Genomic DNA, 23,549 nt, shown 5'->3' with positions numbered 1-23,549 from the left:
TAGTTTCTGCTAAACAGTTTATACACGGTGAGTTGGGACCGACCGTAAGAGAAGATCTAGTCAACTAAAAGGAAAACAAATGCTGAATCGGAATCTGTCGTTCAAGAAAATCGCTGGTGGTATGGTTGCAGCCGGCTTCATGTTTGGCATGGGCGCGGCCCACGCAGGTTCGATCGCCGCCAGGCCTGGCTCGATCGTGACCCCAGCTATCACTTCGGGCGCCTTGCCGGACACCCCGGGTGCACACGTCGATCCGAACGTCCCGTCGTCGAAGTTCTCGGGCGTGGTCAGCATTAACATCCGTTACGACGGCGAATCTTACATCTGCTCGGGCGCCCTGGTGGGCAAGCGCCAGGTGGTCTCGGCCGGCCACTGCGTCGATACCACGGGCAACGGTACCTACGTCGACCTGAAAAAGCCGGGCACCGACGTGCGCGTGCTGTTCAACAGCAACGGCAACTACAACACCAACCCTGCCGCCAATATCATCACCGCGACGCAAGTTGCCGTACACAAGGACTACCAGGGCTTCAATAACTGCCCGGACGGCACCCGCGGCTGCGTGAACGATGACGTCGCCGTGATCACCCTGGGCCAGGATGCACCGGACAGCGCCAAGATCTACAAGGTCGCCGTCAACCCGATCAACGCCGGCACCCACATCACCATGGTCGGCTACGGCACCTCGGGCGATGGCACCAACGGCTACTACATCAGCCCATCGTTCTCGATCAAGCGCAGCGGCGAAAACGTCGTCGACCTGATCGAACTGGACGACGAGCAGGACTTTGAAGGCGGCAACCAGGAAGTCTACTACGCCGACTTCGACGGCGACGGCCGCGACACCTTCTGCGACTTCTTCGGCGTCTGCACCCCGATCCTGCCGAACGACCGCGAATCGGGCATCGGCGGCGGCGACTCGGGCGGCCCATCGTTCATCGAAATGTACGGCGAACTGATGCTGGTGGCGAACAACACCTTCAGCGGCCGCTTCACCAACTTGCCGTACGGCGAAGGCCAATTCGGTACCTACTTCGGCGGCATCATCATGGGCGGCTACAAGGACTTCCTGTACACCGCAACCGGCGGCAAGATCACCCTGGTGCCGGAACCAACCAGCGTTGCACTGCTGGGCCTGGGCGCGCTGATGCTGGGTGGCGCAGCACGCCGCCGCAAGCAGAAATAATCCGGTCCGGCGCGTTTGCCGGAACCTGAAGCAAGAGCATAAAACGAGAGCGGCCTGCGGGCCGCTCTTGTTTTATGGTCGGTTCGGCAGGGTATGTTCCTCCTTGCATACGTGCTCGGCGGCGTGCCGGGCTCGTTGTATGCTGAAGCCGTTACTTGGCTATACGACAGTACCCATGAGAACTTGGCGAATTGCAATCGAAAAGGCGGCGCTCGACCGCGAATGCAAGGGGGCGCGCGCAAGCGGCGGGCATTGGCACAGCGAGGGGCAACCGGCACTGTACGCGGCGATGACGGTAGAGCTGGCGGTGCTGGAGAAGTTCGTGCACACCGAGGAAATCGACGAGCAGCCGCTGGTGCTGGTGGCGATCGACTTGCCGGACGATCCCGGGCTGGGGCTGGATGTGAAGGCGGAAGACTTGCCGGAGGGCTGGGATGCGCTCGAGGATGGCGGCAGCGCGACCGCGTTCGGGACGGCCTTCCTGAAGAAGCGGGAATACCTTTACATGCGTGTGCCGTCGGTGATCGTGGGGGAGGGCGTGAACCTGGTGATCAATCCGGCGCACCATGCGTACGAGGGGGTGAAGCTGAGCGTGGCGCGGTCGTTCAGGTTTGATCCGAGGATGTTCAAGCGGTAACCGGTCAAAGCGACGGTGCGGTTGATCAGCCGGTGAGACAGCGTGGACTCGGGAGTCCACCCTACGAAAACCGATGTTGTAGGGTGGACCGGGCCACGAAAGGCTCCCGAGTCCACGCTGTCTCATCGCTTGAAGCGAGGCGAAAGCATTGAAGCCAAAAAACGGCGCCACCGGCGCCGTTCGTCTTACTTGCCCAACATAGAAACGACGTTGTCCGCCCCTGGCGCCCCGAACGCCTGCTGCTTGAGCACATGCAACTGGTCGCGCACCTGGGCCGCTTTTTCGAACTCGAGGTTCTTGGCGTGGTCGACCATGAGCTTCTCGAGGCGCTTGATCTCTTTGCTGATCTGCTTCTCGCTCATCGATTCCACCTTGGCCGTCGCCGCATCCTCGTGCACGCCCTCGACCATGGCCTTCTGCGCGGCGTTGCTGTAGACGCCGTCGATCAGCTCCTTGATCTTCTTCTGCACACCCTTTGGCGTGATGCCGTTGGCTTCGTTGAAGGCGATCTGCTTGGCGCGGCGGCGTTCGGTTTCGTCGATGGCGCGGCGCATCGAATCGGTGACATGGTCCGCGTACAAAATCGCCACGCCGTTCAGGTTACGCGCCGCACGGCCGATGGTCTGGATCAGCGAGCGCTCGGAACGCAGGAAACCTTCCTTGTCGGCGTCGAGCACCGCCACCAGCGACACTTCCGGCAAGTCCAGGCCCTCGCGCAGCAGGTTAATCCCGATCAGCACGTCGAAGGTACCCAGGCGCAAATCGCGCAGGATCTCCACGCGCTCGACCGTCTCGATGTCGCTGTGCAGGTAGCGCACCTTGATGCCATGGTCCGACAGATACTCGGTCAATTGCTCGGCCATGCGCTTGGTCAGCGTGGTCACCAGCACCCGCTCGTCCTTCTTGATGCGGTCGTTGATCTCGCTCATCAGGTCGTCGACCTGCGACAGGGCAGGGCGCACGATCAGCACCGGGTCGACCAGGCCGGTCGGGCGCACCACCTGCTCGACCACGTTGTCGGCATGCGCCTTCTCGTACTCGGCGGGCGTGGCGGAAACAAAAATGGTCTGACGCATCTTGCCTTCGAATTCCTCGAACTTCAGCGGCCGGTTGTCCAGCGCCGACGGCAGGCGGAAGCCGTAGTCGACCAGGTTCGTCTTGCGCGAACGGTCGCCGTTGTACATGGCGGACAATTGCCCTACCAGCACGTGCGACTCGTCCATGAACATGATCGCGTCCTTCGGCAGGTAATCGACCAGGGTCGGCGGCGGCTCGCCCGGCATGGCGCCGGACAGGTGGCGCGAGTAGTTCTCGATACCTTTCGTGAAACCGATCTCGGCCATCATTTCGAGGTCGAAGCGGGTCCGCTGCTCCAGGCGCTGTTCCTCGATCAGCTTGTTTTGCTGGCGGAATTCTTCCAGGCGGTCCTTCAGCTCGGCCTTGATCGACTCGATCGCACGCAGCACGGTCGAGCGCGGCGTGACGTAGTGCGAACCCGGATACACGGTAAAGCGCGGGATCTTCTGGCGCACGCGGCCGGTGAGCGGGTCGAACAATTGGAGCGATTCGATTTCGTCGTCGAACATCTCGACCCGGATCGCGAGTTCCGCGTGTTCCGCCGGGAAGATGTCGATGGTATCGCCGCGCACGCGGAAGGTGCCGCGGCCGAAGTCCATCTCGTTGCGCGAATACTGCATCTGGATCAGGCGCGCGATGATGTCGCGCTGGGCCACTTTATCCTTGTGGCGCAGCGTGAGGATCATCTTGTGGTATTCGTTCGGATTACCGATACCGTAGATCGCCGACACGGTGGCGACGATGATCACGTCGCGCCGTTCCATCAGCGACTTGGTGCACGACAGGCGCATCTGCTCGATGTGCTCGTTGATCGACGAGTCCTTTTCGATGAACAGGTCGCGCTGCGGCACGTAGGCTTCCGGCTGGTAGTAATCGTAGTAGGACACGAAATACTCGACCGCGTTCTGCGGGAAGAATTCGCGGAACTCCGAATACAGCTGGGCCGCCAGGGTCTTGTTCGGCGCGAACACGATCGCCGGACGGCCAGCCTTGGCAATCACGTTGGCCATCGTATAGGTTTTGCCGGAACCCGTGACCCCGAGCAGGGTCTGGTACATCAGGCCGTCCTCGATGCCTTCGACCAGGCCTTCGATCGCCGTGGGCTGGTCGCCTGCCGGCGGGAAGGGCTGGTGCAGCTTGAAGGGCGAATTCGGGTAGGTGATCACAGTCGGTTCGGGACCGGCTGCGATGGCGAGGTTACTGGATTTATCTGCCATGTTCTCAGACCTTTGCTAGAATGGGAATTCGCTTGCGGCACTGCAGCATCCGTGCCGCTATCTCTACAACCGCTGCGAACCCACCGACAATTCAGTTTATCACGATGACTTCCACAGCCTCCGCCAGCCTCTTCGGCGCCATCGACATGGCCCCGCGCGACCCGATCCTGGGCATTACCGAAGCATTCAACGCCGACACCAATCCGGCCAAGATCAACCTGGGTGTCGGGGTGTATTACGACGACAATGGCAAGGTGCCCCTGCTGCAGTGCGTGCAGCAGGCGGAAGCGAAGTTGATGGAGCAGCAAGCGCCGCGTACCTACCTGCCGATCGAAGGCCTGGCCGCGTACGACAAGGCGGTGCAGGAGCTTGTATTTGGGGCCGACAGCGCCGTAATTCAAGAGAAGCGCGCGATTACCGTGCAAGCCATCGGCGGCACCGGCGCCCTGAAAATCGGCGCCGATTTCCTCAAGCGTTTTGCGCCGGAAGCGGAAGTCTTCATCAGCGACCCGAGCTGGGAAAACCACCGCGCGCTGTTCGAGTCGGCCGGTTTCATCGTCAACAACTACACCTATTACGACCCGGCCACCCACGGCGTCGATTTCGACGGCCTGCTGGCCTCGCTGCGCAAGATGGATGCCGGTTCCATCGTCGTCCTGCACGCCTGCTGCCATAACCCGACCGGCGCCGACCTGACGCAGGAGCAGTGGGGCCAGGTAATCTCCGCCGTGACCGAAGGCGGCCTGGTTCCCTTCCTCGACATGGCCTACCAGGGCTTTGGCGCAGGCATCGCGGAAGACGGCGCCGTGGTGCGCCGCTTCGTGGAAGCCGGCGGCCCGCTGCTGGTGTCGAACTCGTTCTCGAAGTCGTTCTCGCTGTACGGCGAGCGCGTCGGGGCGTTGTCGGTGGTGGCCTCGTCTTCGGAAGAAGCAGCGCGTTTGCTGTCGCAGCTGAAGCGCGTGGTGCGCACCAACTACTCGAACCCGCCTATCCACGGCGGCAAGGTGGTGGCGACCGTGCTGTCCACGCCGGAACTGCGCCAATTGTGGGAAGACGAGCTGGCCGGCATGCGCGTGCGCATCAAGGCAATGCGCGAGGAGCTGGTGCAAAAGCTGGCCAACAAGGCGCCGGGCCGCGACTTCGGTTTCGTGCGCGAGCAGGTGGGCATGTTCTCGTATTCGGGCCTGACCAAGGAGCAGGTCGGCAAGCTGCGCGAGGAATCGATCTACGCCGTGGACACCGGCCGCATCTGCGTTGCCGCGCTGAATTCGAAGAATATCGATCTCGTCGTTGACGCAATCGCCAAAGTCCTCTAAAATCTTGGCTCTTCGGACTTGAAAGCAGCTTGGTTTGAGTTGAAGAGCAGCACAATTCCCTGATAGCTCAGTCGGTAGAGCGACGGACTGTTAATCCGCAGGTCCCTGGTTCGAGTCCAGGTCGGGGAGCCAGAATATGAAAAGGAGTGTCGAGTGATCGGCACTCCTTTTTTTGTTTGTGTCGAGGTATTCTGCCTTCTGGCCCGGAACATCAACCGTACGGTGGGCACTTTGTGGTGCTGGCATTTAGCCAGCCCCACTACCCACGCGAAAGCCGGCATCATGTTGGCCTTATTTGGACTGCGTGTGATGCGTTTCGACTGCGCCTCAGAAGCGTTCCGGTAACGCGTCGGTTTCGATCTCTTCGTGAGCTAACTCTGTTCAAAGTTCCGCGTGGGCACAGGGTGCCCACCGTACGGTTGCAGCCGCAGGCCTGACGTAAAGGGGCCGATGCTTCGTCGCTCCCGCACGATTCAGTTTGCAGCCCTTTGCGGAATGCTGCTGAGCAGTTATAATTCGATCCATCAATTCCCTGATAGCTCAGTCGGTAGAGCGACGGACTGTTAATCCGCAGGTCCCTGGTTCGAGTCCAGGTCGGGGAGCCAGAATACGAAGAAGGCCGCATCGAACGATGCGGCCTTTTTTCATTTCAGTCCCGTGCGAAGCTGCTTGCCGCATCGTGGGCGGCATCATCCATGAGGATGGCCACCCGCCTGCAGCTGGCTGTCGAGCGCTGCAGCGCCGGCCAGTGCGGCATGGCCCGGTTTCTTGCGCAGCACGTTTTCCAGGATCACGAACAGCGCGGCGGGAAGTGCCAGCACCAGCCCGAACATGATGCCCGGTGCGCCCAGGATTTTCAGCCAGTCTGCCTTGAGTGCGGTGTCGAGTGCGCTGATGATGAGGGAAAGCAGCAGCAGGATTGCCGCCGCCATGCCGATACGCGTTGCGTGCAGCATGACCATGGCGCGCCTGTGGCACATGTCGATTTCTTCCCTGATGACTTCGCGGCGCTTTCCTTGCGTGCCCACGCGTAATGCGTCGACCAGGTCGCGGTAGCGCGCGCGGGCGGCGCAATAGCGCTGTTCGAGCATGTGCTGGAGCAGCCATGCGGCAAACGCCAGCGCCGCCGCTGGTCCCACCGCTTCCATTATTTTCTTCCACTTGAAGTCCACGTTCCCACCCTGTCGCTATCCTGTTATCGGTCACGACTATTACATCGCATGCGGACGGTGCCCGATATCAGGATTGCGCCTACAAGCTTGTCGGCCTGTGCGCTCTGGCGGAATCGGATTCCGTGCGCTTGGGATGTATGTCCAGGCCGGGTGGATGTAGGCGGCGCCAGCTTTGCCAGCGCCGGAAGGAATGCGCCCTGGTTCTTACTTCTTGTTGCTGACCGGCTTGACCTTGCCCGCCGCCTCGCGTGCGCGTTCGCGCGCCGTGTCGATGTCGCCCGCAGTCGCCAGCGCCACGCCCATGCGCCGCCGCGCAAACGACTCGGGCTTGCCGAACAGGCGAATATCCGCGCCTGGCACGCGCAGTGCGTCCGCCACGCCTTCGAAGGCGATGCCTTTTTCGTCGAGCTGGCCGTAGATGACGGCCGAGGCGCCCGGGGCGCGCAGGGTGGTGTCGACCGGCAGGCCCAGCACCGCCTTGGCATGCAGCTCGAACTCGCTCTGCACTTGCGTTGCCATGGTCACCATGCCGGTGTCGTGCGGGCGCGGGCTCACTTCCGAGAACCACACCATGTCGCCCTTCACGAACAGTTCGACGCCGAACACGCCCAGGCCGCCGAGGTTGCCGGTGACCTTCGCCGCGATCTCGCGCGAACGCGCCAATGCCAGCGCGCTCATCGGATGCGGCTGCCAGGATTCGACATAGTCGCCCTGCACCTGCTTGTGGCCGATCGGTTCGCAGAACGCCGTCTCGACCTGGCCATCGGTGCCCAGCGAGCGCACCGTCAGCAGGGTGATCTCGTAGTCGAAGTCGATGAAGCCTTCGGCAATCACGCGGCCGCTGTCGACCCGTCCGCCGGCGGCGGCATAGTCCCAGGCGGCGTGCACGTCGGCCGCGCTGTCGAGCTTGGACTGGCCCTTGCCGGACGAAGACATCACCGGCTTCACCACGCAGGGGAAGCCGACGGCGGCGCAGGCCGTCTCCAGCTCGGCCAGGCTGCTGGCGAAGCGGTAGGGCGAGGTGGCCAGGCCCAGTTCCTCGGCGGCGAGGCGGCGGATGCCTTCGCGGTTCATGGTCAGCTGGGCGGCGCGCGCCGTGGGAATGCAGGTGATGGCGCCGGCTGCTTCGAGTTCGGCCAGTTTGTCGGTGGCGATCGCCTCGATCTCGGGGATCACGAGGTCGGGCTGCTCCTGCGCGATGAGGGCGGCCAGGGCGTCGCCGTCCGTCATGTCGATCACGTGGGCGCGGTGCGCGACCTGGTGGCCGGGCGCGTTCGGGTAGCGGTCGACCGCGATCACTTCGACGCCGAGGCGCTGCAGCGCGATGATCACTTCCTTGCCGAGTTCGCCGGAGCCGAGCAGCATCACGCGCGTGGCGGAAGGGGAGAGGGGAGTGCCGAGAATGCGGGAAGTCGTCATGGTTTTGTATTGAAGAGCTGGCGCCGGTGGCCAAGGTGGTGGGACTATAGCAAAGGTCCGTGCAGCAGGTGCAAACCGGGCAAGATTGGAATATTCGTACGGGACTGGTCAAACTGGAAATGGCCGGCTATAATATTGCCTCAATTCCCTGATAGCTCAGTCGGTAGAGCGACGGACTGTTAATCCGCAGGTCCCTGGTTCGAGTCCAGGTCGGGGAGCCAGAATACTGAAGAGGCCGCATCGAAAGATGCGGCCTTTTTCGTTTGCGCCTGCCGGATCGGCCGCTCGTCTGCGAGGGCATGGAAAGACTGCTACGATCATCCTTTCTACCGAAGGGAAGTCTCACATGACACGCAGTTTCAAGATCGCCGCCATCGCCGGCGACGGTATCGGCAAGGAAGTCCTGCCGGAAGGCCTGAAAGTCCTGGAAGCGGCCGCGCAGCGCTTCGGCATCACGCTCGAATTCACGCAGTTCGAATGGGCTAGCTGCGACTACTACCTGCAGACCGGCGACATGATGCCGCCCGACTGGAAGGCGCAGTTATCAAGCATGGACGCGATCTATTTCGGCGCGGTCGGCTGGCCCGCTACGGTGCCCGACCATATCTCGCTCTGGGGTTCGCTGCTGAAGTTCCGCCGCGAATTCGACCAGTACATCAACCTGCGCCCGGTGCGTTTGTTCGAGGGCGTGCCTTGCCCGCTGGCGAACCGGAAGCCGGGCGACATCGACTTTTATGTGGTGCGTGAAAACACCGAGGGCGAGTACACCAACCTGGGCGGCATCATGTTCCCGGGCACCGAGCGCGAAGTGGTGATCCAGGAATCGGTGTTCTCGCGCCACGGCGCCGACCGCGTGCTGAAGTACGCCTACGAGCTGGCGCAGTCGCGTGCGCGCAAGCACCTGACGGTGGCGACCAAGTCGAACGGCATCGCGATCAGCATGCCCTGGTGGGACGGGCGCGCCGATGCGGTGGGCGCGGCCTACCCGGAGGTGACGGTCGACAAGCAGCACATCGACATCCTCACCGCGCGCTTCGTGCTGCAGCCGCAGCGCTTCGACGTGGTGGTGGCCTCGAACCTGTTCGGCGACATCCTGTCGGACCTGGGGCCGGCCTGCACCGGCACCATTGGCCTGGCGCCGTCGGGTAACCTGAATCCGGAGCGCACCTTCCCGTCGCTGTTCGAGCCGGTGCATGGCTCGGCGCCGGATATCGCGGGCAAGGGGATTGCGAATCCGATCGCGATGATCTGGTCGGGGGCGATGATGCTCGGCTTCCTGGCCGATGCGCCGGATGCGCCGACGGGTTTGCGCGAGGCGCACGATGCGATTGTCGGGGCGATCGAGGAAGTGCTGCGCAGCGGGCCGCGGACGGGGGATTTGGGTGGCAAGGCGACCACCGTTGAAGTGGGTGACGCAATCGCCAAATTGGTGGGTTTGTAGGGTGGGCACCTGTGCCCACGCGGTATGGCACCGTTGCGGGTCGAATTGCAATACGGAGCCGCGCGGTGCGCATCCGTTTTCACGCGCCGCATTCCATCATGCGATGAGACCGCGTGGGCTCAAGAGCCCACCCTACGGGTTGCGCCATATCAGGTTGTTGCGGACTCCGGCCTGGCGCTTCCCTCCCGCGCCAGTGGCGACAACCTGTCGAACCACGGCGCCGCCCCTTCCAGCTGGTGCGCCAGCTGCAGCAGCTGGTCCTCGGCCCCGAACCGCCCCACGAACTGCACCCCTAGCGGCAGACCGTCGGTGGTCCAGTACAGCGGCACCGACATGGCCGGCGTGCCCGTTAAATTGGCCAGCTGCGTGAACGGCACGAAGCGCAAACTGTCGCGCGCAAGCCGGTTCACTGTCCCTTCCAGCAAGCCAAGCCGCGCCACGATCCCCAGCACGCCGCTGCGCTCCAGTAGGTCGAGTACGATGCGTTCGCCGCGCGGCGGGTCGCCCGCGCCATGCAGCAAGGGCGGCGCAGCCAGCGTCGGCGTCAGTAGCATGTCGTAGCGCGCATGAAAGCGTGCCAGGCCGCGACCGAATGCGTTCCACTGGGCCAGCTGCGCCGTCAGGCGCGCGCCGGATACCGCGCCGCCCAGCGCCGCCAGCAAGCGGCTCATCAGCTCCACGTCGCGCGCACTGGCGCCGAGTGCCCGGGCGCGCGCCACCATCGCCGGCACCTGGCCGAAATACACGTGCAGGTAGCTTTGCGCCAGCGCCTGGCCGTCGATCTCGGGCGCCGCTTCCTCGACCTCGTGCCCGAGGCCGCGCAGCAGCTGCACGGCGCGCCGCACGGCCGCCACCGCTTCCGGGTGGACCGGCGTGCCGATCGGCGACGCGGTGCTGAAGCCGATGCGCAGCCTGCCCGGATCGCGCCGCATCAGCTCGACGTAGGATCCCGCCGGCGGCGCGATGACGAAGGGATCGCCCGGCTCGGCGCCCTGCAGGATGTCGAGCGCCAGCGCCGAGTCGCGCACGCTGCGCGAGAGCACGCCTTCGCTCGATGCGCCGAACCAGACTTCGCCGATCGCCGGCCCGCTCGAGACCCGCCCGCGCGAGGGCCGTAGCCCGAACAGGCCGCAGCAGGCAGCCGGGATGCGGATCGAGCCGCCGCCGTCGTTGCCGGCTGCCATGGGCACGATGCCGGCCGCCACGGCCGCCGCCGCGCCGCCGCTCGATCCGCCCGGCGTGCGGTCCAGGTTCCAGGGATTGCTGCTGCGCCCGTAAAGCTGCGGATCGGTGACCGCCTTCAGTGCGAATTCGGGCAGGTTGGTCTTGCCGAACACGACCAGGCCGGCATCGAGGTAGCGTCGCACCACGGCCGCGTGCTCGGTTGGTACATAGTTGCGCATCGCGCGGCTGCCGAAGCTGGTCGGCACGCCGGCATAGTCCTGCACGCCATCCTTGATCAGGAAGGGCACGCCCGCCAGCGGCCCGCCCAGGGGACGTGCCAGTTGCGCGTGCGCCTGGGCTTCCAGCAGGCGGCACACCGCGTTGATGCGGCCATGAACCTCGGCGTTGCGCTCGAGCGCCAGGCGCAGCAGTTCGCCCGGACTCACTTCGCCGCGCGCAACGGCCTGGGCCAGCGCGCTGGCGTCGAATTGCAGGTATTCGGTGAAATGCATGGACAGTTCCTCAAGGGTTCTATCCATTATGCAATAAATTCGTCAAATTTATTGCCAAGTTGAATATAAGGAGAAATTTCTTACTTGCGCTTCTTGGCGTTCGATGTAAAGGTGCGTGTATAGAACTCAGGCGGCTTGCGCGCGACCCACTCGATGAAGGCGCGGATCTCGTCATGGCCGCGCAAGGCATCCCAGGTATGGTAGCTGCGCAGCAGCTCGCGCTCGGTAAATGCCGAATGGATTTTCCGATGGCAGATCTTATGGATCGGGAACTGCTCCTTGCCCTTCAGGCTCTTCGGCACGAGGTGATGGCGGTCGATGTTGACCGTGCCCAGTTCGCGGCCGCATAGAGGACATAAGGGGCATACCGGCTCTGTCATGCGTTCTCCGGGAATCCAAAAAACATAGTCAATACAATGTATTGGCGAAAAAGCCGCATACAAGGGTGCGCCGCACAATTGTCGATTCTGATGAGCCGGGGCAGGCCCCTTGGTGTAAAATTAATGCTTCACGAAAAGCAACAAGAAAACAGGACCCTGAAAGCTGATAAGGTCGTACGGATGATTGAAGACGAAACCAGTAGCTGCTCCATTCTCCTGATCGACGACGAGCCGTTCGCCCAGCAGATCATCGAGCATGGACTGCGTACCTGCGTCAGGCACGTGCTGCGCTACGAGTCGGATGCGCGCCGCGCCGTCGGCCTGGCGGCCGAGATCGGCTGCACCGTGGTGCTGGTCGATCTGCGCATGCCCGAGATCGACGGTTTCGAATTCACCCGCCTGATGCGCGCCAATCCGGAAACCGAACACGTTCCCATCATCCTGCTCTCGTCCGAAGACGATCCCGAGATCAAGGCGCGCGCCTTTGCCGCCGGCGCCAACGACTACATGGTCAAGTGGCCCGACGCGCGCGAGCTGGTGGCGCGCGTGCAGTACCACAGCGCCGCCTGCGTCGCCCGGCGCGAGCGCGACCAGGCCTTCGTGTCGCTGCGGCGCAGCCAGGAAGAGCTGGCCGCCAGCCAGATGGCCCTGAACCAGGCGCAGAAGATGGAAGCCATCGGCCAGCTCACCGGCGGCGTCGCCCACGACTTCAACAACGTGCTGCAGATCATCGGCGGCAACCTGCAGCTGCTGAAACTGGTCGGCGGCCTGAACGATGCCGGCCGCACCCGCGTGGAAATGGCGCTGTCCGGCGTCGAGCGCGGCGCCAAGCTGTCTTCGCACCTGCTGGCATTCGCGCGGCGCCAGCCGCTGCAGGCGGTGGTGCTCAACCCCGGCCATTTGCTGCGCGAGATGGACGACATGATGCGCCGCGTGATCGGCCCCGGCGCGCGCATCGTCACCGAGATCGACGCCGCGCTGGGCAGCACCCTGGCCGATCCGAACCAGCTCAATAACGTATTGCTGAACCTGGCCATCAATGCGCGCGACGCGATGGACGGCAACGGCACGCTCACCATTCGCGCCCTCAACGTGCGCACCGACGGCGCCGTGCCGCCCGAGGTGCCGGGCGGCGACTACGTGATGATCGAGATCGCCGACACCGGCAAGGGCATGCCGCCCGAAGTGCTGCAGCGCGCCTTCGAACCCTTCTTCACCACCAAGCCGGTGGGGCAGGGCACGGGCCTGGGGCTGTCGATGGCCTACGGTTTCGTGAAGCAGTCGGGCGGCGAGATCCTGATGCGCAGCGAGGTCGGCCAGGGCACCAGCGTGCGCATCTACCTTCCACGCAGCAAGACCGACGCGGTGGTCGCCGCGCCGGCCGAGCACCAGCCGCTATGTGGCGGCCTGGAAACCATCCTGGTGGTGGAGGACGAGGCCGACGTGCGCAGTTCCACCTGCGCGATCCTGTCCGCGCTCGGCTACGACGTGCTGGAGGCAGGCGATGCCGCCGCGGCGGTGGCGCTGATCGAAACCGGGCGCCACATCGACCTGGTGTTTTCCGATGTGATCATGCCGGGGCCGGTGAGCAGCCTGCAGCTGGGCGAAGTGCTGCGCCGCCACCTGCCGGACGCGCAGATCTTGTATACCTCGGGTTATGCGGAAGGGGTGCTGGCGCACGAGGGGAAGCTGAATGCTTCGGTGCACCTGTTGCAGAAACCATATCATCCGGACGCGCTCAGCGCGCGCATCCGTCATTTGCTGCGCCGTAATCCAGGTCGCGGCGCGGGCAGGAGCGCCGGCGCAGTCGCCGCCGGCGCGCGGGCTTCCTGAGCCGCCCGGCTCAGGCCGGGCGCACGTAGCGGTGCGAGCCCGGCGGCGGTTCGTTCAGCACCGCCCAGAAAATCCCCAGGTCGGCGATCGCGCGCACGAATTCCTTGAAGTCGACCGGCTTCACCACGTAGGCGTTCACGCCCAGTTCGTAGCTGCGCACCAGGTCCTGTTCTTCTTTTGACGAGGTCAGCATCACGACCGGCATGCTTTTCAGCGCGCCGGTCTTGCGGATTTCGGCCAGCACTTCCAGGCCATCGACCTTCGGCAGTTTCAGGTCGAGCAGGGTGACGGCCGGGTTGCCTTCGGGGCGCTCGGCGAATTCGCCGCGGCGCAGCAGGTAGTCGAGCGCCTCGGCGCCATCGCGCACCACCACGACTTCGTTGGCGAGCTGGCTTTTCGCCAGCGCCACCAGGGTCAGTTCGAGGTCGTGCGGATTGTCTTCGACCAGCAGGATGGGTTTTAGCATGATGGTATGTCTTTAAGGTAATGCAAGTTTGCGCGGGATGCTGAAGGAGAAGGTGGCGCCCTGTCCCTGGACCGACTCGGCCCAGGCGCGGCCGCCGTGGCGCTCGACGATGCGGCGCACGTTGGCCAGGCCGATGCCGGTGCCCTGGAAGTCTTCCATACGGTGCAGGCGCTGGAACACGCCGAACAGCTTGTGCACGTAGTCCATGTTGAAGCCGGCGCCGTTGTCGGCCACGTGGAACACGGTCTCGACGGCATCCTGCTCGGCCCAGATGCGGATCACGGCCGGGTCGCGCCCGCCGGTGAACTTCACTGCGTTCGACAGCAGGTTGAGCATGGCCAGGTGCAGGAAGGTGGGGTCGGCGACGATGCGCGGCAGCGGCTTGATCTGCCAGTCGATGTTGCGGCCCTGCAGGTCGGGCCCGAGCTTGTCGATGCAGGACGTGACCAGGTGCGACATGTCGACTTCCACCGGACGCAGGGCCGCGCGGCCCATTTGCGAGAAGCTCAGCAGGTCGTCGACCAGCTTGCCGGCCAGGCGGGCGGATTCCTTGATGTTGGTGAGGAAGCGCTGGCGCAGGGTCTGGTCTTCGCTGCCGCTCGATTCGAGCAGCAGGTCGGAAAAGCCGACGATGTGGCGCAGCGGTGCGCGCAGGTCGTGCGACACCGAATACGAGAACGCTTCGAGTTCCTTGTTGGCGCGGCCCAGTTCCTCGGCCAGTTCCGCCATCTGCTCGGCGCGTTCGAGAGCGATGCCGAGCAGGGCGCTGCGGAACTCGCCGGTGAGTTCGACTTCCGCCACGTGCCAGGGCAGGCTGACGCCGTGGATTTCCTCGCGCCAGGCGTCGAAGCTGAGGCGCGGGCTGAGCTGGGTCGGCGCGTCCGGCGTCGGCGCGCTGTCCTTGCCGCGCGGATTGCCGGCCCACTCGATGGTATGCACCCGCTCGGGGCGGAACCACAGCAGGTAATGCCTGTGCACGCGCGAGATCGGCATCGCCAGCAGGCCGGCGGCATTGCGCTCCAGGCCGACGGCGGCGGGGCAGACCGCCCCCAGGGCGTCGGTCTGGAAAACTTCGGCGCCGTGGCCCTGCTGTTCGAGCCAGCCGACGATGGCGTCGATGGCTTCGTCGTCGGGCGTGTCGCCGTAGGTCAGCACGCGCTCGTTGGCCACGATGGCGACCCCGCCGGCGCGCGCAAAGCGCAGCAGCTCGGGGAAGACGCCGCGCATGTTGTCGATGATGTCGGCGCCCTTGGTGAGGTTGCCGAGCATTTCCACCATCGTGCGCCGCACCTCGAGGCGGAAGGTGAGTTCCGCGGCGTCTTCGCGCGACTCGATGCACAGCGCCAGCACCTGGCCCAGCTGTTCGCAGGCGGTGCGCTTTTCGAATTCGAGCGGGGCCGGGCCGGCGTTGTGGCAGGAGATCAGGCCCCAGAGCTTGCCCTTGACGATGAGCGAGACCGACATCGAGGCCAGCGTGCCCATGTTGCGCATGTATTGCAGGTGCACCGGAGAAACGCTGCGCAGGGCCGCGAACGACAGGTCGTTCGGCGCGCCGGTCACGGGGTTGCGCGCCGGCACCAGCGGCGCCGGAACGTAGTTGGCGTCCTGGATCAGGCGGATGTGCTGCAGCGTGTACAGGTCGCGCGCCTGGGCCGGGATGTCCGAGGCCGGGAAGCGTTGGCCCATATAGGACACGTACTCATCTTCCTTCGATTCGGCCATGACGTGGCCGTGGCCGTCGGAGTCGAACTGGTAGACCATCACGCGGCCATAGCCGGTGACGCTGCGCACGTGGTGGGCCGCCAGCGTCGCCAGCGATTCGACCGAGGCCCGCTCGTTGACGTTCAGCAGGAAGTCGCCGAGCAGCGGATACAGCTCGCGAAAGCCGGCCGGCGCGTCGCGCTCGACGGCTTCGAATTCAACGATGAGCACGCTGTCCCAGGCGTGGGCCAGGACGTCGAGGTGCTGGCCGTTGGCGGCGGTGACGGTGCCGAGGTAGAAGGGCCGGTTGCCGAGCTTGCCGCCTTCGAGCGCGGGCGCGAGGCGGGCGGCGGCGGTCTCGCCGATCACCTCAGTCAGCGGGCGTTCGATGGCGGCATCGGCCTCGATGCCGAGCCAGCGGCCGAGGTTGGCGCTGGCCTGCAATACGGTCAGCTGCGGCGACAGGGTCATCAGGAAGCCGTGCGGCTGGATGCTGCCGGGCGTGCGAATCGGTTCCTTGTCGCAGCTGGACAGGTCGAGCGGTACGGTGGGTCCTGAAGTCATGTGGAGGCCTGGGATCGATGCGAGCCAGGCACGGCAAGGTTACGGAACCGGTATTTTAGCCTGAAAGACATGCAGCGAGCCGGAAGAAGGCGCCATTTTCCTGAGAAACAGGGCAGCCGGAAATGCGCTGGAACGATCTGCAAAGCGATCGAGCCGAATGGATATTGACGAGCCTGGCAGGCGTGCGGCGCGGCAGCGCGGGTGTGCGTGGCAGCAGAGTGGAAGTTGGAGTTATCATAAGACGTTTTTGATCCTGCTTCCTGTGCCGCGCTCTGTCACCGTCCATGAATAATAAAATTTCCATTAGGCACGACCTGACCGACGAACAGCGTTTCCACTACCTGATTTCCGGCATTCGCGACTACGCGATCTACATGCTCGACACCGATGGCCACGTCAGCAGCTGGAACAGCGGTGCGCGCCGCTTCAAGGGCTACGAGGCCCCGGAGATCCTGGGCCAGCATTTCTCGCGTTTCTATACGCCCGAAGACCGGGAAAACGGCCTGCCGGCGCGCGCCCTGGCCACCGCGCTCACCGAAGGCAAGTACGAGGCCGAGGGCTGGCGCGTGCGCCAGGACGGCACCCGTTTCTGGGCCAGCGTGATCATCGACCCGATCTACGACGAGCACGGCGCCTTGCTCGGCTATGCCAAGATCACGCGCGACATCACCGAAAAGAAAAAGGCGCAGGACGCGCTGCGCGCCAGCGAAGAGCGCTTCCGCCTGCTGGTGCAGGGCGTGTCGGACTATGCGATCTACATGCTCTCGCCCGAGGGCGTGGTCAGCAACTGGAACGTGGGCGCCCAGCGCATCAAGGGTTATTCCGAGCAGGAAATCGTCGGCCAGCATTTCTCGCGCTTTTATACCGAGCCCGACCGCGCCAGCGGCCTGCCGGCACGCGCCCTCGGCACCGCGGTGCGCGAAGGCCGCTACGAGGCCGAGGGCTGGCGCCAGCGCAAGGATGGCACCAGCTTCTGGGCCCACGTGATCATCGACGCCATCCACGACGAGTCGGGCGAACTGATCGGCTTTGCGAAGGTCACGCGCGACCTCACCGAAAAGAAGGCGGCGGCCGACGCCCTGGCCGAGGCGAACGCGGCCCTGTTCCAGGCCCAGAAGATGGAGTCGATCGGCCAGCTTACCGGCGGCATCGCCCACGACTTCAACAACCTGCTCTCGGTATTGTCCAGCGGCCTCGAGGTGCTGACCCTGCGCGGCGCGGTGAGCGACGTGAAGACCCTCGACAGCATGCGCCGCGCCATCGACCGCGGCGCCACGCTGACCCAGCAACTGCTGGCCTTTGCGCGCCAGCAGCCGCTGCAGCCGGAAACCCACAGCGTGAACCGCCTGGTGTCGGGCTTCGAGTCGGTGCTGCGGCGCGCCGTGCACGCGGCCATCGAGTTCGAGGTGCACCTGGCGCCGGAAATCCGCTCCACCGTCATCGACAGCGCGCGCTTCGAGTCGGCCCTGCTGAACCTGGTGGTGAATGCACGCGACGCCATGCCCGAGGGCGGGCGCATCCGCATCGAGACCACCAACGTGGAGTTGAAGGAGCGCGAGGTCAACGGCCTGGCGCCGGGCAGCTACGTGCAGGTGACGGTGTCCGACACCGGCACCGGCATGTCGCCGGAAACCGCGCAGCGCGCCTTCGAGCCTTTCTATACCACGAAGGAAGTGGGCAAGGGCACCGGGCTCGGGCTGTCGCAGGTGTACGGCTTCATCAAGCAGTCGGGCGGCGAGGTGAAGATCCGCACCGCGCCGGGCGAAGGCACGGCCATCGCCATCTACCTGCCGGCCGCGCCGGGCCAGGATGCGCCGGCCCAGCAGGACTCCACCGAGATGGTCCTGATCGTCGAGGACGAACCGGATCTGATGGACGTGGCCTCGGCGCTGTACATCAGCATGGGCTATGAGGTGCTGACGGCGTCCGGCGCGCAGGAAGCGCTGGCGCTGCTGGCGAGCCGGCATATCGACATCCTGTTCACCGACGTGATTATGCCGAACGGGATGAACGGGGTCGAACTGGCGAGTTATGCGCGCAAGCATTATCCGGACATGAAGATCATCCTGGCCTCGGGCTATCCGCTGCCGGCGCTCAAGCTCGAGCACAACAACCTGAGCGAATTCGCGTTCGTGAACAAGCCGTATCGCTTGTCGGACCTGGCGCGGGCCTTGCGGTCGGCGGCGTAGCCGCCTGCCCGATCACAATCCAAAAATGATGTCGCTGATCCGCTCGTAGATCGGATCGGCCGACGGCCCCTTGTTCGGCCAGTTCAGGATGTCGAAGTGGTCGTAGCCGCGGTAGGTGCCGAGATAGTTCCAGCTGCCGCGCACCGCCGTGCCGTCGTAGTCGCGCACCGGGTGGCCCGCGGGTGCGCGCATGCTCACCGTGTTCACCACGCCGTCGTTGGCGAACCACTCGCTGTCGATGCGCACCCGGCCCGGCGCGCTTTGCGTGTAGCCGCCCATGCCGTGCTGGCGCAGCGAGGGCACGATCCATTCGCCGGCATAGGTCTTGTAGTACGGGAACATGTCGATGCGCGGGTACTGGTAGTTCGAGGCCTGGACCGGGGCGATGGCGCGGTCGGTGCCGTTGCAGCACCAGGCGCCGGCTTCGGTGGCCTGGGTGCCGAGGGAAAAGTACACCACATGCGGCGAGGTGCGCGCCCACAGGTTGAAGCTGCGCGCGCCGTCGGGCGCCAGTTCCCAGCTCCACATGCCGGCCTGGAACCAGTCGCGCAGCGGCGAGCGCAGCTGGGGCAGGATGTCGAGCACGGCGTCGCGCAGGGTGGTGCCGTTGTGCGGGGAGGACAGCGTGGTGACGCTGCGCACCCAGCCGGTCTTGCCGCCCGCGTACAGATCGCCGTCGCCTTCGTCGGGCGCGCCGTGCTCGAGCAGCTCGACCAGCGCGCGGATGGTGGTGCCGCCCTGGCTGTGGCCGATCAGGTGGATGGGGTGATCGGCGTCCCAGGCCGGATACAGCGCCAGCGGGTAGCCCTCGGGATTGCGGGCGTGGTCGGCGGCCCAGCATTTGCCGGGCGGCTTTTGCTCGCGTACGGGAGGCGTGCGCGCGTGGCTGGCGCCATAGTCGACGCAGCCGCCCTTGATCTGCGCGTAGAGTTCGGCGGCGCGGTCCCAGTTCGGGCTGATGGCGCCGACGGTGGCGGTAACCACGGTGCGCGGGCCTTTATAGACCCGCAGGTGGGAGGCGATGTCGTGGTAGCCGCCCCAGTACAGGTAGCCGGTGCCGGGAAACTGTTCGGGGCCGAAGCCGAGGAAGCCGTGCACCAGCACCACCGGATCGTTGTTGGCGGCGCGCGCAGGCCCGAACGGCAGCAGGGCCAGCATCAGCAATGAAAACAGGAAGGGGATAAAGCGTGGCATGGCAAGGTCCGGGAGGTCGCTTGCCACATTGTCGGAGCGGGACAGCGGCGCCGGTTTGCGCCAGGTCGTGTGCGGATGCGTTAGCAGCCATCTGCGCACCGGGAGCGTGCGCAGATGGCTTGACGAAGGGTGCTGGATTGAATCAGTGCGCTTCGGAAACCGACGGGTTTGCCACTGCATTGGCCGATGCGTTGGCCGATGCGTCCGGCTGTGGCTGGGCCGATGCCGCCGGCACCGTGCTGCCCACCGCGCCCGGCGCGTTCGGATCGGCCGGGGCCGCGACGGACGACGATGCCATCATCGTGGCGCGTTCTGCGGCGTCGATGCGTTCGCCGTTCCAGACCACGTAGTCGTCCACCGAGTACAGCTTGCAGGGCTGGCTGCTCTTGGCCGAGCAGGTGGCCAGGGCGCGCGCTTCCGGCGCCTCGCCTTCCTCGGCCCAGGTCCAGGCGCCGCTCGGCGACACGGCAAAGGCGCGCGGCGTCATCTTGGTCAGATAGTCGGCATAGGCGCGGCGGCCGTTTTCCGACAGGAAGGGCACGGCCTCGATGTCGTCCACCGTTGCGTAGTTGGTACGCGCCGGGGTCGGCGGCGGTGGCACGTTGTAGATCACCTCGGTCGGCATGCCGATGCCCTTCAGGAAGGCGATCGTGTCCTTCAGCCAGATCTTTTCGCCGTCGCGGCTGGCCAGCATGCCGTGGGCATCGCGCTTGAACGAAGGGAACTCGACCAGGCGGCCCTTGCCGCCGGCTTCCACATAGGCTTCGTGCATGCGGTTGGCCAGGTCCGGCCCGAACAGCGAATCGTTCTCGCCATACATCCACAGGCTCGGGATCTTGTTGTTCGCGCCGTACTCGGCCATGGCCGAAACCAGCGACGAGCGCCAGCCGCAGCCGGCGCTGTCGTCGCGCAGGCCGCCGGCGAAGTTGATCAGGCCGCGCACGCCGGCAAGCTGTTCGGTGCCGAGCGCCATCGTGGCCAGGCCGCCGTAGGACTGGCCGGCGACGACGATGTGGCCGCTGTCGATCCAGGGCTGGGTGCGTGCGTATTCCACCGCCGAGCGGATGTCCTCGGCCTGCAGGTAGCCGTTGGTGGTCATGTCGCAGCCGCGGTCGCGGTAGCGGCCGGTCGAGTTGGCGAAGCCCTGGCGCATCGGCACCATCACGGCGTAGCCGCGCTTCACGAAGGCCGCGGCCATGTAGTAGAAGCGGTCGCGCGGCTGGGCGCTCGGGCTGCCCGGGTCCTTGCCGTGGTTGATGATGAGGAGCGGGAAGGGACCCTGGCCGTTCGGCTGGAACACGGTGGTTTCCAGCATGGCGCGGTTGTCGCGGCCGGCAGGAACCTGCACGACACGTTCGTTCATGCGGTAGTCGAGCTGGAGCTCTTGTTCGATTGCCACGCCCGGCAACATGACGAGGGCGGCAAGGAAGGCGGTAACGGTCTTGCGGACTGCGGCGGTGCGAACTCGGAACATGGGCGACTCTGGAAAAGTGTCTGCCGGTGCGACAGCATTGCTTGAAGGAATAAATTGATTCTAGGCACCGAAAACACTGAGAGCAATATCCGTTTACGCAATTCCAGAGGTAAATTTTTGTGTGTGGTAAAGATGCTTACGTATATCAATAGCGAACGTTCAAAATGTTGGCCAAAGCACAGCGAAATGTATGAGCAGGTGGGCAAGCTTGCCTCTTGTATAATCGCTTGAGCCGGTTTTTCTGCGGCACTTGTTTGCAACCTCACCGCCAAGCAGGAGGACCCAGCACCGATGCGTTTCCGGAACCGGCTATTGATCCTTGTTGTCGCTCTGCTCGTGCCTTCGTTCATCGGCGCGGCGCTGGCGGTCGCCTATGTCTATGTCGAACAACAAAAGGACCAGGAGCGCAGCATCGCCGAGACCGGCCGCGCATTTGCCTTGCTGATCGATAACGAGATGCGCCACCAGGAAGGCATCCTGCGCACCCTGGCCGCGTCGCCGGCGCTGGCGGCGGGCGACTTCGGCGAGTTCTATCGCCATGCCCGGGGCGCGGCCGAGGCCGTGGATGCGGTAGCCGTGCTGTACGACCTCGACGGCAAGCCGATCCTGAATACGCGCCGCCCGCTGGGCGTGGCGCTGACGGGGCGCGACCCGTCCAACCTGCCGGCGCTGATGGAACGCTACGGCACGGCACGCACCCTGGTGTTGGACGTGTTCTACGCCCCCCCGGTGCAGCGCTACGACTTCATGATGCAGGTGCCGGTGCTGGTCGACGGCAAGCCGCGCTACCACCTGACGCTCGGCATGCATGTGGGCATCCTGCAACGGCTGCTCGAGCGCCAGCAGTTCCCGCAGGCCTGGATTGCTACCGTGTTCGACCGCAACGGCCGCATCGCCGCCCGCTCCAGCGAGCCGAAGCACTACGTCGGCACCCTGCTGCGCGAACGCACGCGCAAGCTGGCGGCGACCACCGACCGCGACTTGGTCTTCCCCAGCCATACCCTGACCGGGGTTCCGGTGCGGGCCCAGATCACGACGGTGCCGAATTCCGGCTGGAAGGTCCTGATCGCCATCCCGAGCGCCGAGATTCGCCGCGTGCCGATGGAAGCGGCCGCGCTGCTGGCCGGGATGATGGCCGTGCTGCTGGTGCTGGCGGTGGCCGCCGGGCGCTGGTTCGCCAGCCGCGCGGTGGCGCCGATCGAATACCTGGGCCGCTGCGCCGACCGCCTGGCCGACGGCGAGGAAATTCCCTACCGCCCGCACGGACTGGAAGAAATCGACACCGTGGCCTGGCGCATGGTCGAGGCGAGCAAGCAGATCCGCCGCTCGACGCGCGACCTCGAGCACCGCGTCAACGAAGCCATTCTCGCCACCGAACAGGCGCAAGGCGCCCTGCTGCGCAGCCAGAAGCTCGAGTCGCTGGGGCGCCTGACGGCCGGCATCGCGCACGAATTCAACAATTTGCTGCAAACGCTCACCACGGCGCTGCAGCTGGCCGCGATGCAGGCGACGGAACCGAAGCTGCAGCGCCTGATCGACACCTGCAAGCGCACCGTCACGCGCGCCACCACGCTCACCGGCCAGCTCGGCTCCTTCGGACGGGTGCAGGAAGGGCGCCTGGTGACGGTGGATACGGCTGCGCAGCTCGACAGCGCGCTGCAACTGATCCGTGGCGCCGTGGCCGACAGCATCGTCATCGAGACCGCATTCGACAGCCGCTTGTGGCCGGTCCGGGTCGAGCCCCTGCAGTTCGACCTGGCACTGCTGAACCTGGCGATCAATGCGCGCGATGCGATGGGCGGCAGCGGCCGGCTGCGGATCGGCGCCCGGAATCTCACACTGGCCGCGCCCGACGCGCCGCCCAAAGGCCTGGCGCCGGGCGACTACCTGCAGCTGAGCGTGAGGGACGACGGCGTGGGCATGGCGCCCGAGGTAATGGCGCGCGCCCTCGATCCTTTCTTCACTACCAAGTCGCCAGGGCAGGGCACCGGGCTCGGCCTGCCGCAGGCCTATGCCTTTGCCACCCAGGCGCAGGGTCTGCTGGCCCTGCACAGTACGCCGGGCAAGGGGACCCGGGTGCACATCTACCTGCCGCGTGCGCACGGCGCCGATGCCGCCGCGCCAGGCACCGCCCAGGCTGGCACCAACACCGGCGCCTCCGCAGGCGCAACGGCGCCGGACGTGGTCGCGCCACCGCCCTACCAGCCGGCGGCAGCGGATGCGGCGCCCGCGCCAGCCGGCGTGAGCGTGCTGTTCGTCGAAGACGACGTACTGGTACGCGAGGCCGTGGTCGAGGCGCTTGGCGCGGCCGGCTTCGCGGTGCGCGTGGCCGTCAGCGGCGACGATGCGCTGGCCCAGCTCGAGGCCGGGCAGGCGGTGGACATCGTGTTTTCCGACATCGTCATGCCGGGCAGCGTCAGCGGCATCGACCTGGCCGCGGCGGTGCGCGAACGCTGGCCCGCGCTGCCGGTCGTGCTGGCCACCGGCTACACCGAACGGCGCGTGTCGATTCCGGGCGTCAAAATCCTGGCCAAGCCTTATGACGTCGAGCAATTGATCGGCTTGCTGGGACGCTTGAGCGGACGGCGCTGAGCGGGCAGGCCGGTT

General features: G+C 65.2%; 16 protein-coding genes and 3 tRNA genes. 10 read left to right on the top strand and 9 right to left on the bottom strand.

The genetic code is table 11. From position 1 onward, the window contains the following. Window positions 1–79 precede the first annotated feature (79 nt). Window positions 80–1,186 carry a trypsin-like serine protease gene (locus ACWYRN_RS01845; RefSeq protein ID WP_488690880.1) on the top strand — a complete coding sequence of 369 codons (1,107 nt, stop codon included), beginning with the start codon at window positions 80–82 and terminating at the stop codon, window positions 1,184–1,186. 175 nt (window positions 1,187–1,361) lie between these two features. Next, entirely contained in the window at window positions 1,362–1,823 is a 462-nt protein-coding gene (locus ACWYRN_RS01840) for an RES family NAD+ phosphorylase (RefSeq protein ID WP_488690879.1), read from the top strand. 185 nt (window positions 1,824–2,008) lie between these two features. Here the strand turns inward: ACWYRN_RS01840 and uvrB are convergent, their stop codons facing one another. Continuing rightward, the gene (gene uvrB / locus ACWYRN_RS01835; protein ID WP_488690878.1) at window positions 2,009–4,117 is read right to left on the bottom strand and encodes an excinuclease ABC subunit UvrB; all 2,109 of its coding nucleotides are present in this window, start codon (window positions 4,115–4,117) and stop codon (window positions 2,009–2,011) included. Between the two features lie 104 nt (window positions 4,118–4,221). Here uvrB and ACWYRN_RS01830 point away from each other — a divergent pair, with 104 nt between their 5' ends. The 3 genes from ACWYRN_RS01830 to ACWYRN_RS01820 all read left to right on the top strand — a co-directional run bounded on the left by ACWYRN_RS01830 (window position 4,222) and on the right by ACWYRN_RS01820 (window position 6,038). Further along, on the top strand, window positions 4,222–5,433 hold the full coding sequence (locus tag ACWYRN_RS01830; protein WP_488690877.1) for an amino acid aminotransferase: 1,212 nt from the start codon (window positions 4,222–4,224) through the stop codon (window positions 5,431–5,433). A 56-nt stretch (window positions 5,434–5,489) separates the two neighbouring features. Further along, window positions 5,490–5,565: transfer RNA gene (locus ACWYRN_RS01825), tRNA-Asn, on the top strand. A gap of 397 nt (window positions 5,566–5,962) precedes the next feature. Continuing rightward, a tRNA-Asn gene (locus ACWYRN_RS01820) sits at window positions 5,963–6,038 on the top strand. An 84-nt stretch (window positions 6,039–6,122) separates the two neighbouring features. On the opposite strand, the gene ACWYRN_RS01815 is transcribed toward ACWYRN_RS01820, so the two are convergent. Together ACWYRN_RS01815 and purT are read right to left on the bottom strand one after the other, a co-directional pair. Continuing rightward, entirely contained in the window at window positions 6,123–6,605 is a 483-nt protein-coding gene (locus tag ACWYRN_RS01815) for a DUF2721 domain-containing protein (RefSeq protein WP_488690876.1), read from the bottom strand. A gap of 204 nt (window positions 6,606–6,809) precedes the next feature. Then, a complete protein-coding gene (gene purT / locus ACWYRN_RS01810) occupies window positions 6,810–8,024 on the bottom strand; it encodes a formate-dependent phosphoribosylglycinamide formyltransferase (RefSeq protein ID WP_488690875.1) in 1,215 nt (404 codons plus the stop codon). Between the two features lie 145 nt (window positions 8,025–8,169). Between purT and ACWYRN_RS01805 the strand changes: the two genes are divergently transcribed. Together ACWYRN_RS01805 and ACWYRN_RS01800 are read left to right on the top strand one after the other, a co-directional pair. Next, window positions 8,170–8,245, top strand: a tRNA-Asn gene (locus ACWYRN_RS01805). 125 nt (window positions 8,246–8,370) lie between these two features. Then, window positions 8,371–9,465: a tartrate dehydrogenase gene (locus tag ACWYRN_RS01800; protein ID WP_488690874.1), complete on the top strand. Its 1,095-nt coding sequence runs from the start codon at window positions 8,371–8,373 to the stop codon at window positions 9,463–9,465. 149 nt (window positions 9,466–9,614) lie between these two features. Here the strand turns inward: ACWYRN_RS01800 and ACWYRN_RS01795 are convergent, their stop codons facing one another. Both ACWYRN_RS01795 and ACWYRN_RS01790 read right to left on the bottom strand, forming a co-directional pair. Then, window positions 9,615–11,141: an amidase gene (locus ACWYRN_RS01795; protein WP_488690873.1), complete on the bottom strand. Its 1,527-nt coding sequence runs from the start codon at window positions 11,139–11,141 to the stop codon at window positions 9,615–9,617. 80 nt (window positions 11,142–11,221) lie between these two features. Next, entirely contained in the window at window positions 11,222–11,521 is a 300-nt protein-coding gene (locus ACWYRN_RS01790; protein WP_488690872.1) for a hypothetical protein, read from the bottom strand. A 180-nt stretch (window positions 11,522–11,701) separates the two neighbouring features. Here ACWYRN_RS01790 and ACWYRN_RS01785 point away from each other — a divergent pair, with 180 nt between their 5' ends. Next, on the top strand, window positions 11,702–13,354 hold the full coding sequence (locus tag ACWYRN_RS01785; protein WP_488690871.1) for a response regulator: 1,653 nt from the start codon (window positions 11,702–11,704) through the stop codon (window positions 13,352–13,354). 10 nt (window positions 13,355–13,364) lie between these two features. On the opposite strand, the gene ACWYRN_RS01780 is transcribed toward ACWYRN_RS01785, so the two are convergent. Then, window positions 13,365–13,820, bottom strand: coding sequence for a response regulator (locus ACWYRN_RS01780; RefSeq protein ID WP_488690870.1), 456 nt, complete (start codon window positions 13,818–13,820; stop codon window positions 13,365–13,367). A 12-nt stretch (window positions 13,821–13,832) separates the two neighbouring features. Continuing rightward, window positions 13,833–16,085, bottom strand: a complete 2,253-nt coding sequence (locus ACWYRN_RS01775; RefSeq protein WP_488690869.1) for an ATP-binding protein — start codon at window positions 16,083–16,085, stop codon at window positions 13,833–13,835. A gap of 284 nt (window positions 16,086–16,369) precedes the next feature. Here ACWYRN_RS01775 and ACWYRN_RS01770 point away from each other — a divergent pair, with 284 nt between their 5' ends. Next, window positions 16,370–18,274: a hybrid sensor histidine kinase/response regulator gene (locus ACWYRN_RS01770; protein WP_488690868.1), complete on the top strand. Its 1,905-nt coding sequence runs from the start codon at window positions 16,370–16,372 to the stop codon at window positions 18,272–18,274. A gap of 12 nt (window positions 18,275–18,286) precedes the next feature. Here the strand turns inward: ACWYRN_RS01770 and ACWYRN_RS01765 are convergent, their stop codons facing one another. After that, window positions 18,287–19,468, bottom strand: coding sequence for an esterase/lipase family protein (locus ACWYRN_RS01765; protein WP_488690867.1), 1,182 nt, complete (start codon window positions 19,466–19,468; stop codon window positions 18,287–18,289). A 142-nt stretch (window positions 19,469–19,610) separates the two neighbouring features. Beyond that, complete coding sequence (locus ACWYRN_RS01760) at window positions 19,611–20,942, bottom strand: dienelactone hydrolase family protein (RefSeq protein ID WP_488690866.1); 1,332 nt, start codon at window positions 20,940–20,942, stop codon at window positions 19,611–19,613. A 312-nt stretch (window positions 20,943–21,254) separates the two neighbouring features. Here ACWYRN_RS01760 and ACWYRN_RS01755 point away from each other — a divergent pair, with 312 nt between their 5' ends. Then, window positions 21,255–23,534, top strand: a complete 2,280-nt coding sequence (locus ACWYRN_RS01755) for a response regulator (RefSeq protein ID WP_488690865.1) — start codon at window positions 21,255–21,257, stop codon at window positions 23,532–23,534. Window positions 23,535–23,549 lie beyond the last annotated feature (15 nt).

It is taken from the genome of Massilia sp. BAP21 (assembly GCF_057801335.1).
The sequence above is the reverse complement of the archived record's forward strand: the minus strand, read 5'-3'. Positions and strand labels throughout refer to the sequence as shown.

What these genes read in the sequence shown, in the direction of transcription:
- ACWYRN_RS01845 (WP_488690880.1), top strand. Translation starts at nt 80, where the DNA reads ATGCTGAATCGGAATCTGTCGTTCAAGAAAATCGCTGGTGGTATGGTT.
- ACWYRN_RS01840 (WP_488690879.1), top strand. Translation starts at nt 1,362, where the DNA reads ATGAGAACTTGGCGAATTGCAATCGAAAAGGCGGCGCTCGACCGCGAA.
- uvrB (WP_488690878.1), bottom strand. Translation starts at nt 4,117, where the DNA reads ATGGCAGATAAATCCAGTAACCTCGCCATCGCAGCCGGTCCCGAACCG.
- ACWYRN_RS01830 (WP_488690877.1), top strand. Translation starts at nt 4,222, where the DNA reads ATGACTTCCACAGCCTCCGCCAGCCTCTTCGGCGCCATCGACATGGCC.
- purT (WP_488690875.1), bottom strand. Translation starts at nt 8,024, where the DNA reads ATGACGACTTCCCGCATTCTCGGCACTCCCCTCTCCCCTTCCGCCACG.
- ACWYRN_RS01800 (WP_488690874.1), top strand. Translation starts at nt 8,371, where the DNA reads ATGACACGCAGTTTCAAGATCGCCGCCATCGCCGGCGACGGTATCGGC.
- ACWYRN_RS01795 (WP_488690873.1), bottom strand. Translation starts at nt 11,141, where the DNA reads ATGCATTTCACCGAATACCTGCAATTCGACGCCAGCGCGCTGGCCCAG.
- ACWYRN_RS01790 (WP_488690872.1), bottom strand. Translation starts at nt 11,521, where the DNA reads ATGACAGAGCCGGTATGCCCCTTATGTCCTCTATGCGGCCGCGAACTG.
- ACWYRN_RS01785 (WP_488690871.1), top strand. Translation starts at nt 11,702, where the DNA reads ATGATTGAAGACGAAACCAGTAGCTGCTCCATTCTCCTGATCGACGAC.
- ACWYRN_RS01780 (WP_488690870.1), bottom strand. Translation starts at nt 13,820, where the DNA reads ATGCTAAAACCCATCCTGCTGGTCGAAGACAATCCGCACGACCTCGAA.
- ACWYRN_RS01775 (WP_488690869.1), bottom strand. Translation starts at nt 16,085, where the DNA reads ATGACTTCAGGACCCACCGTACCGCTCGACCTGTCCAGCTGCGACAAG.
- ACWYRN_RS01770 (WP_488690868.1), top strand. Translation starts at nt 16,370, where the DNA reads ATGAATAATAAAATTTCCATTAGGCACGACCTGACCGACGAACAGCGT.
- ACWYRN_RS01765 (WP_488690867.1), bottom strand. Translation starts at nt 19,468, where the DNA reads ATGCCACGCTTTATCCCCTTCCTGTTTTCATTGCTGATGCTGGCCCTG.
- ACWYRN_RS01760 (WP_488690866.1), bottom strand. Translation starts at nt 20,942, where the DNA reads ATGTTCCGAGTTCGCACCGCCGCAGTCCGCAAGACCGTTACCGCCTTC.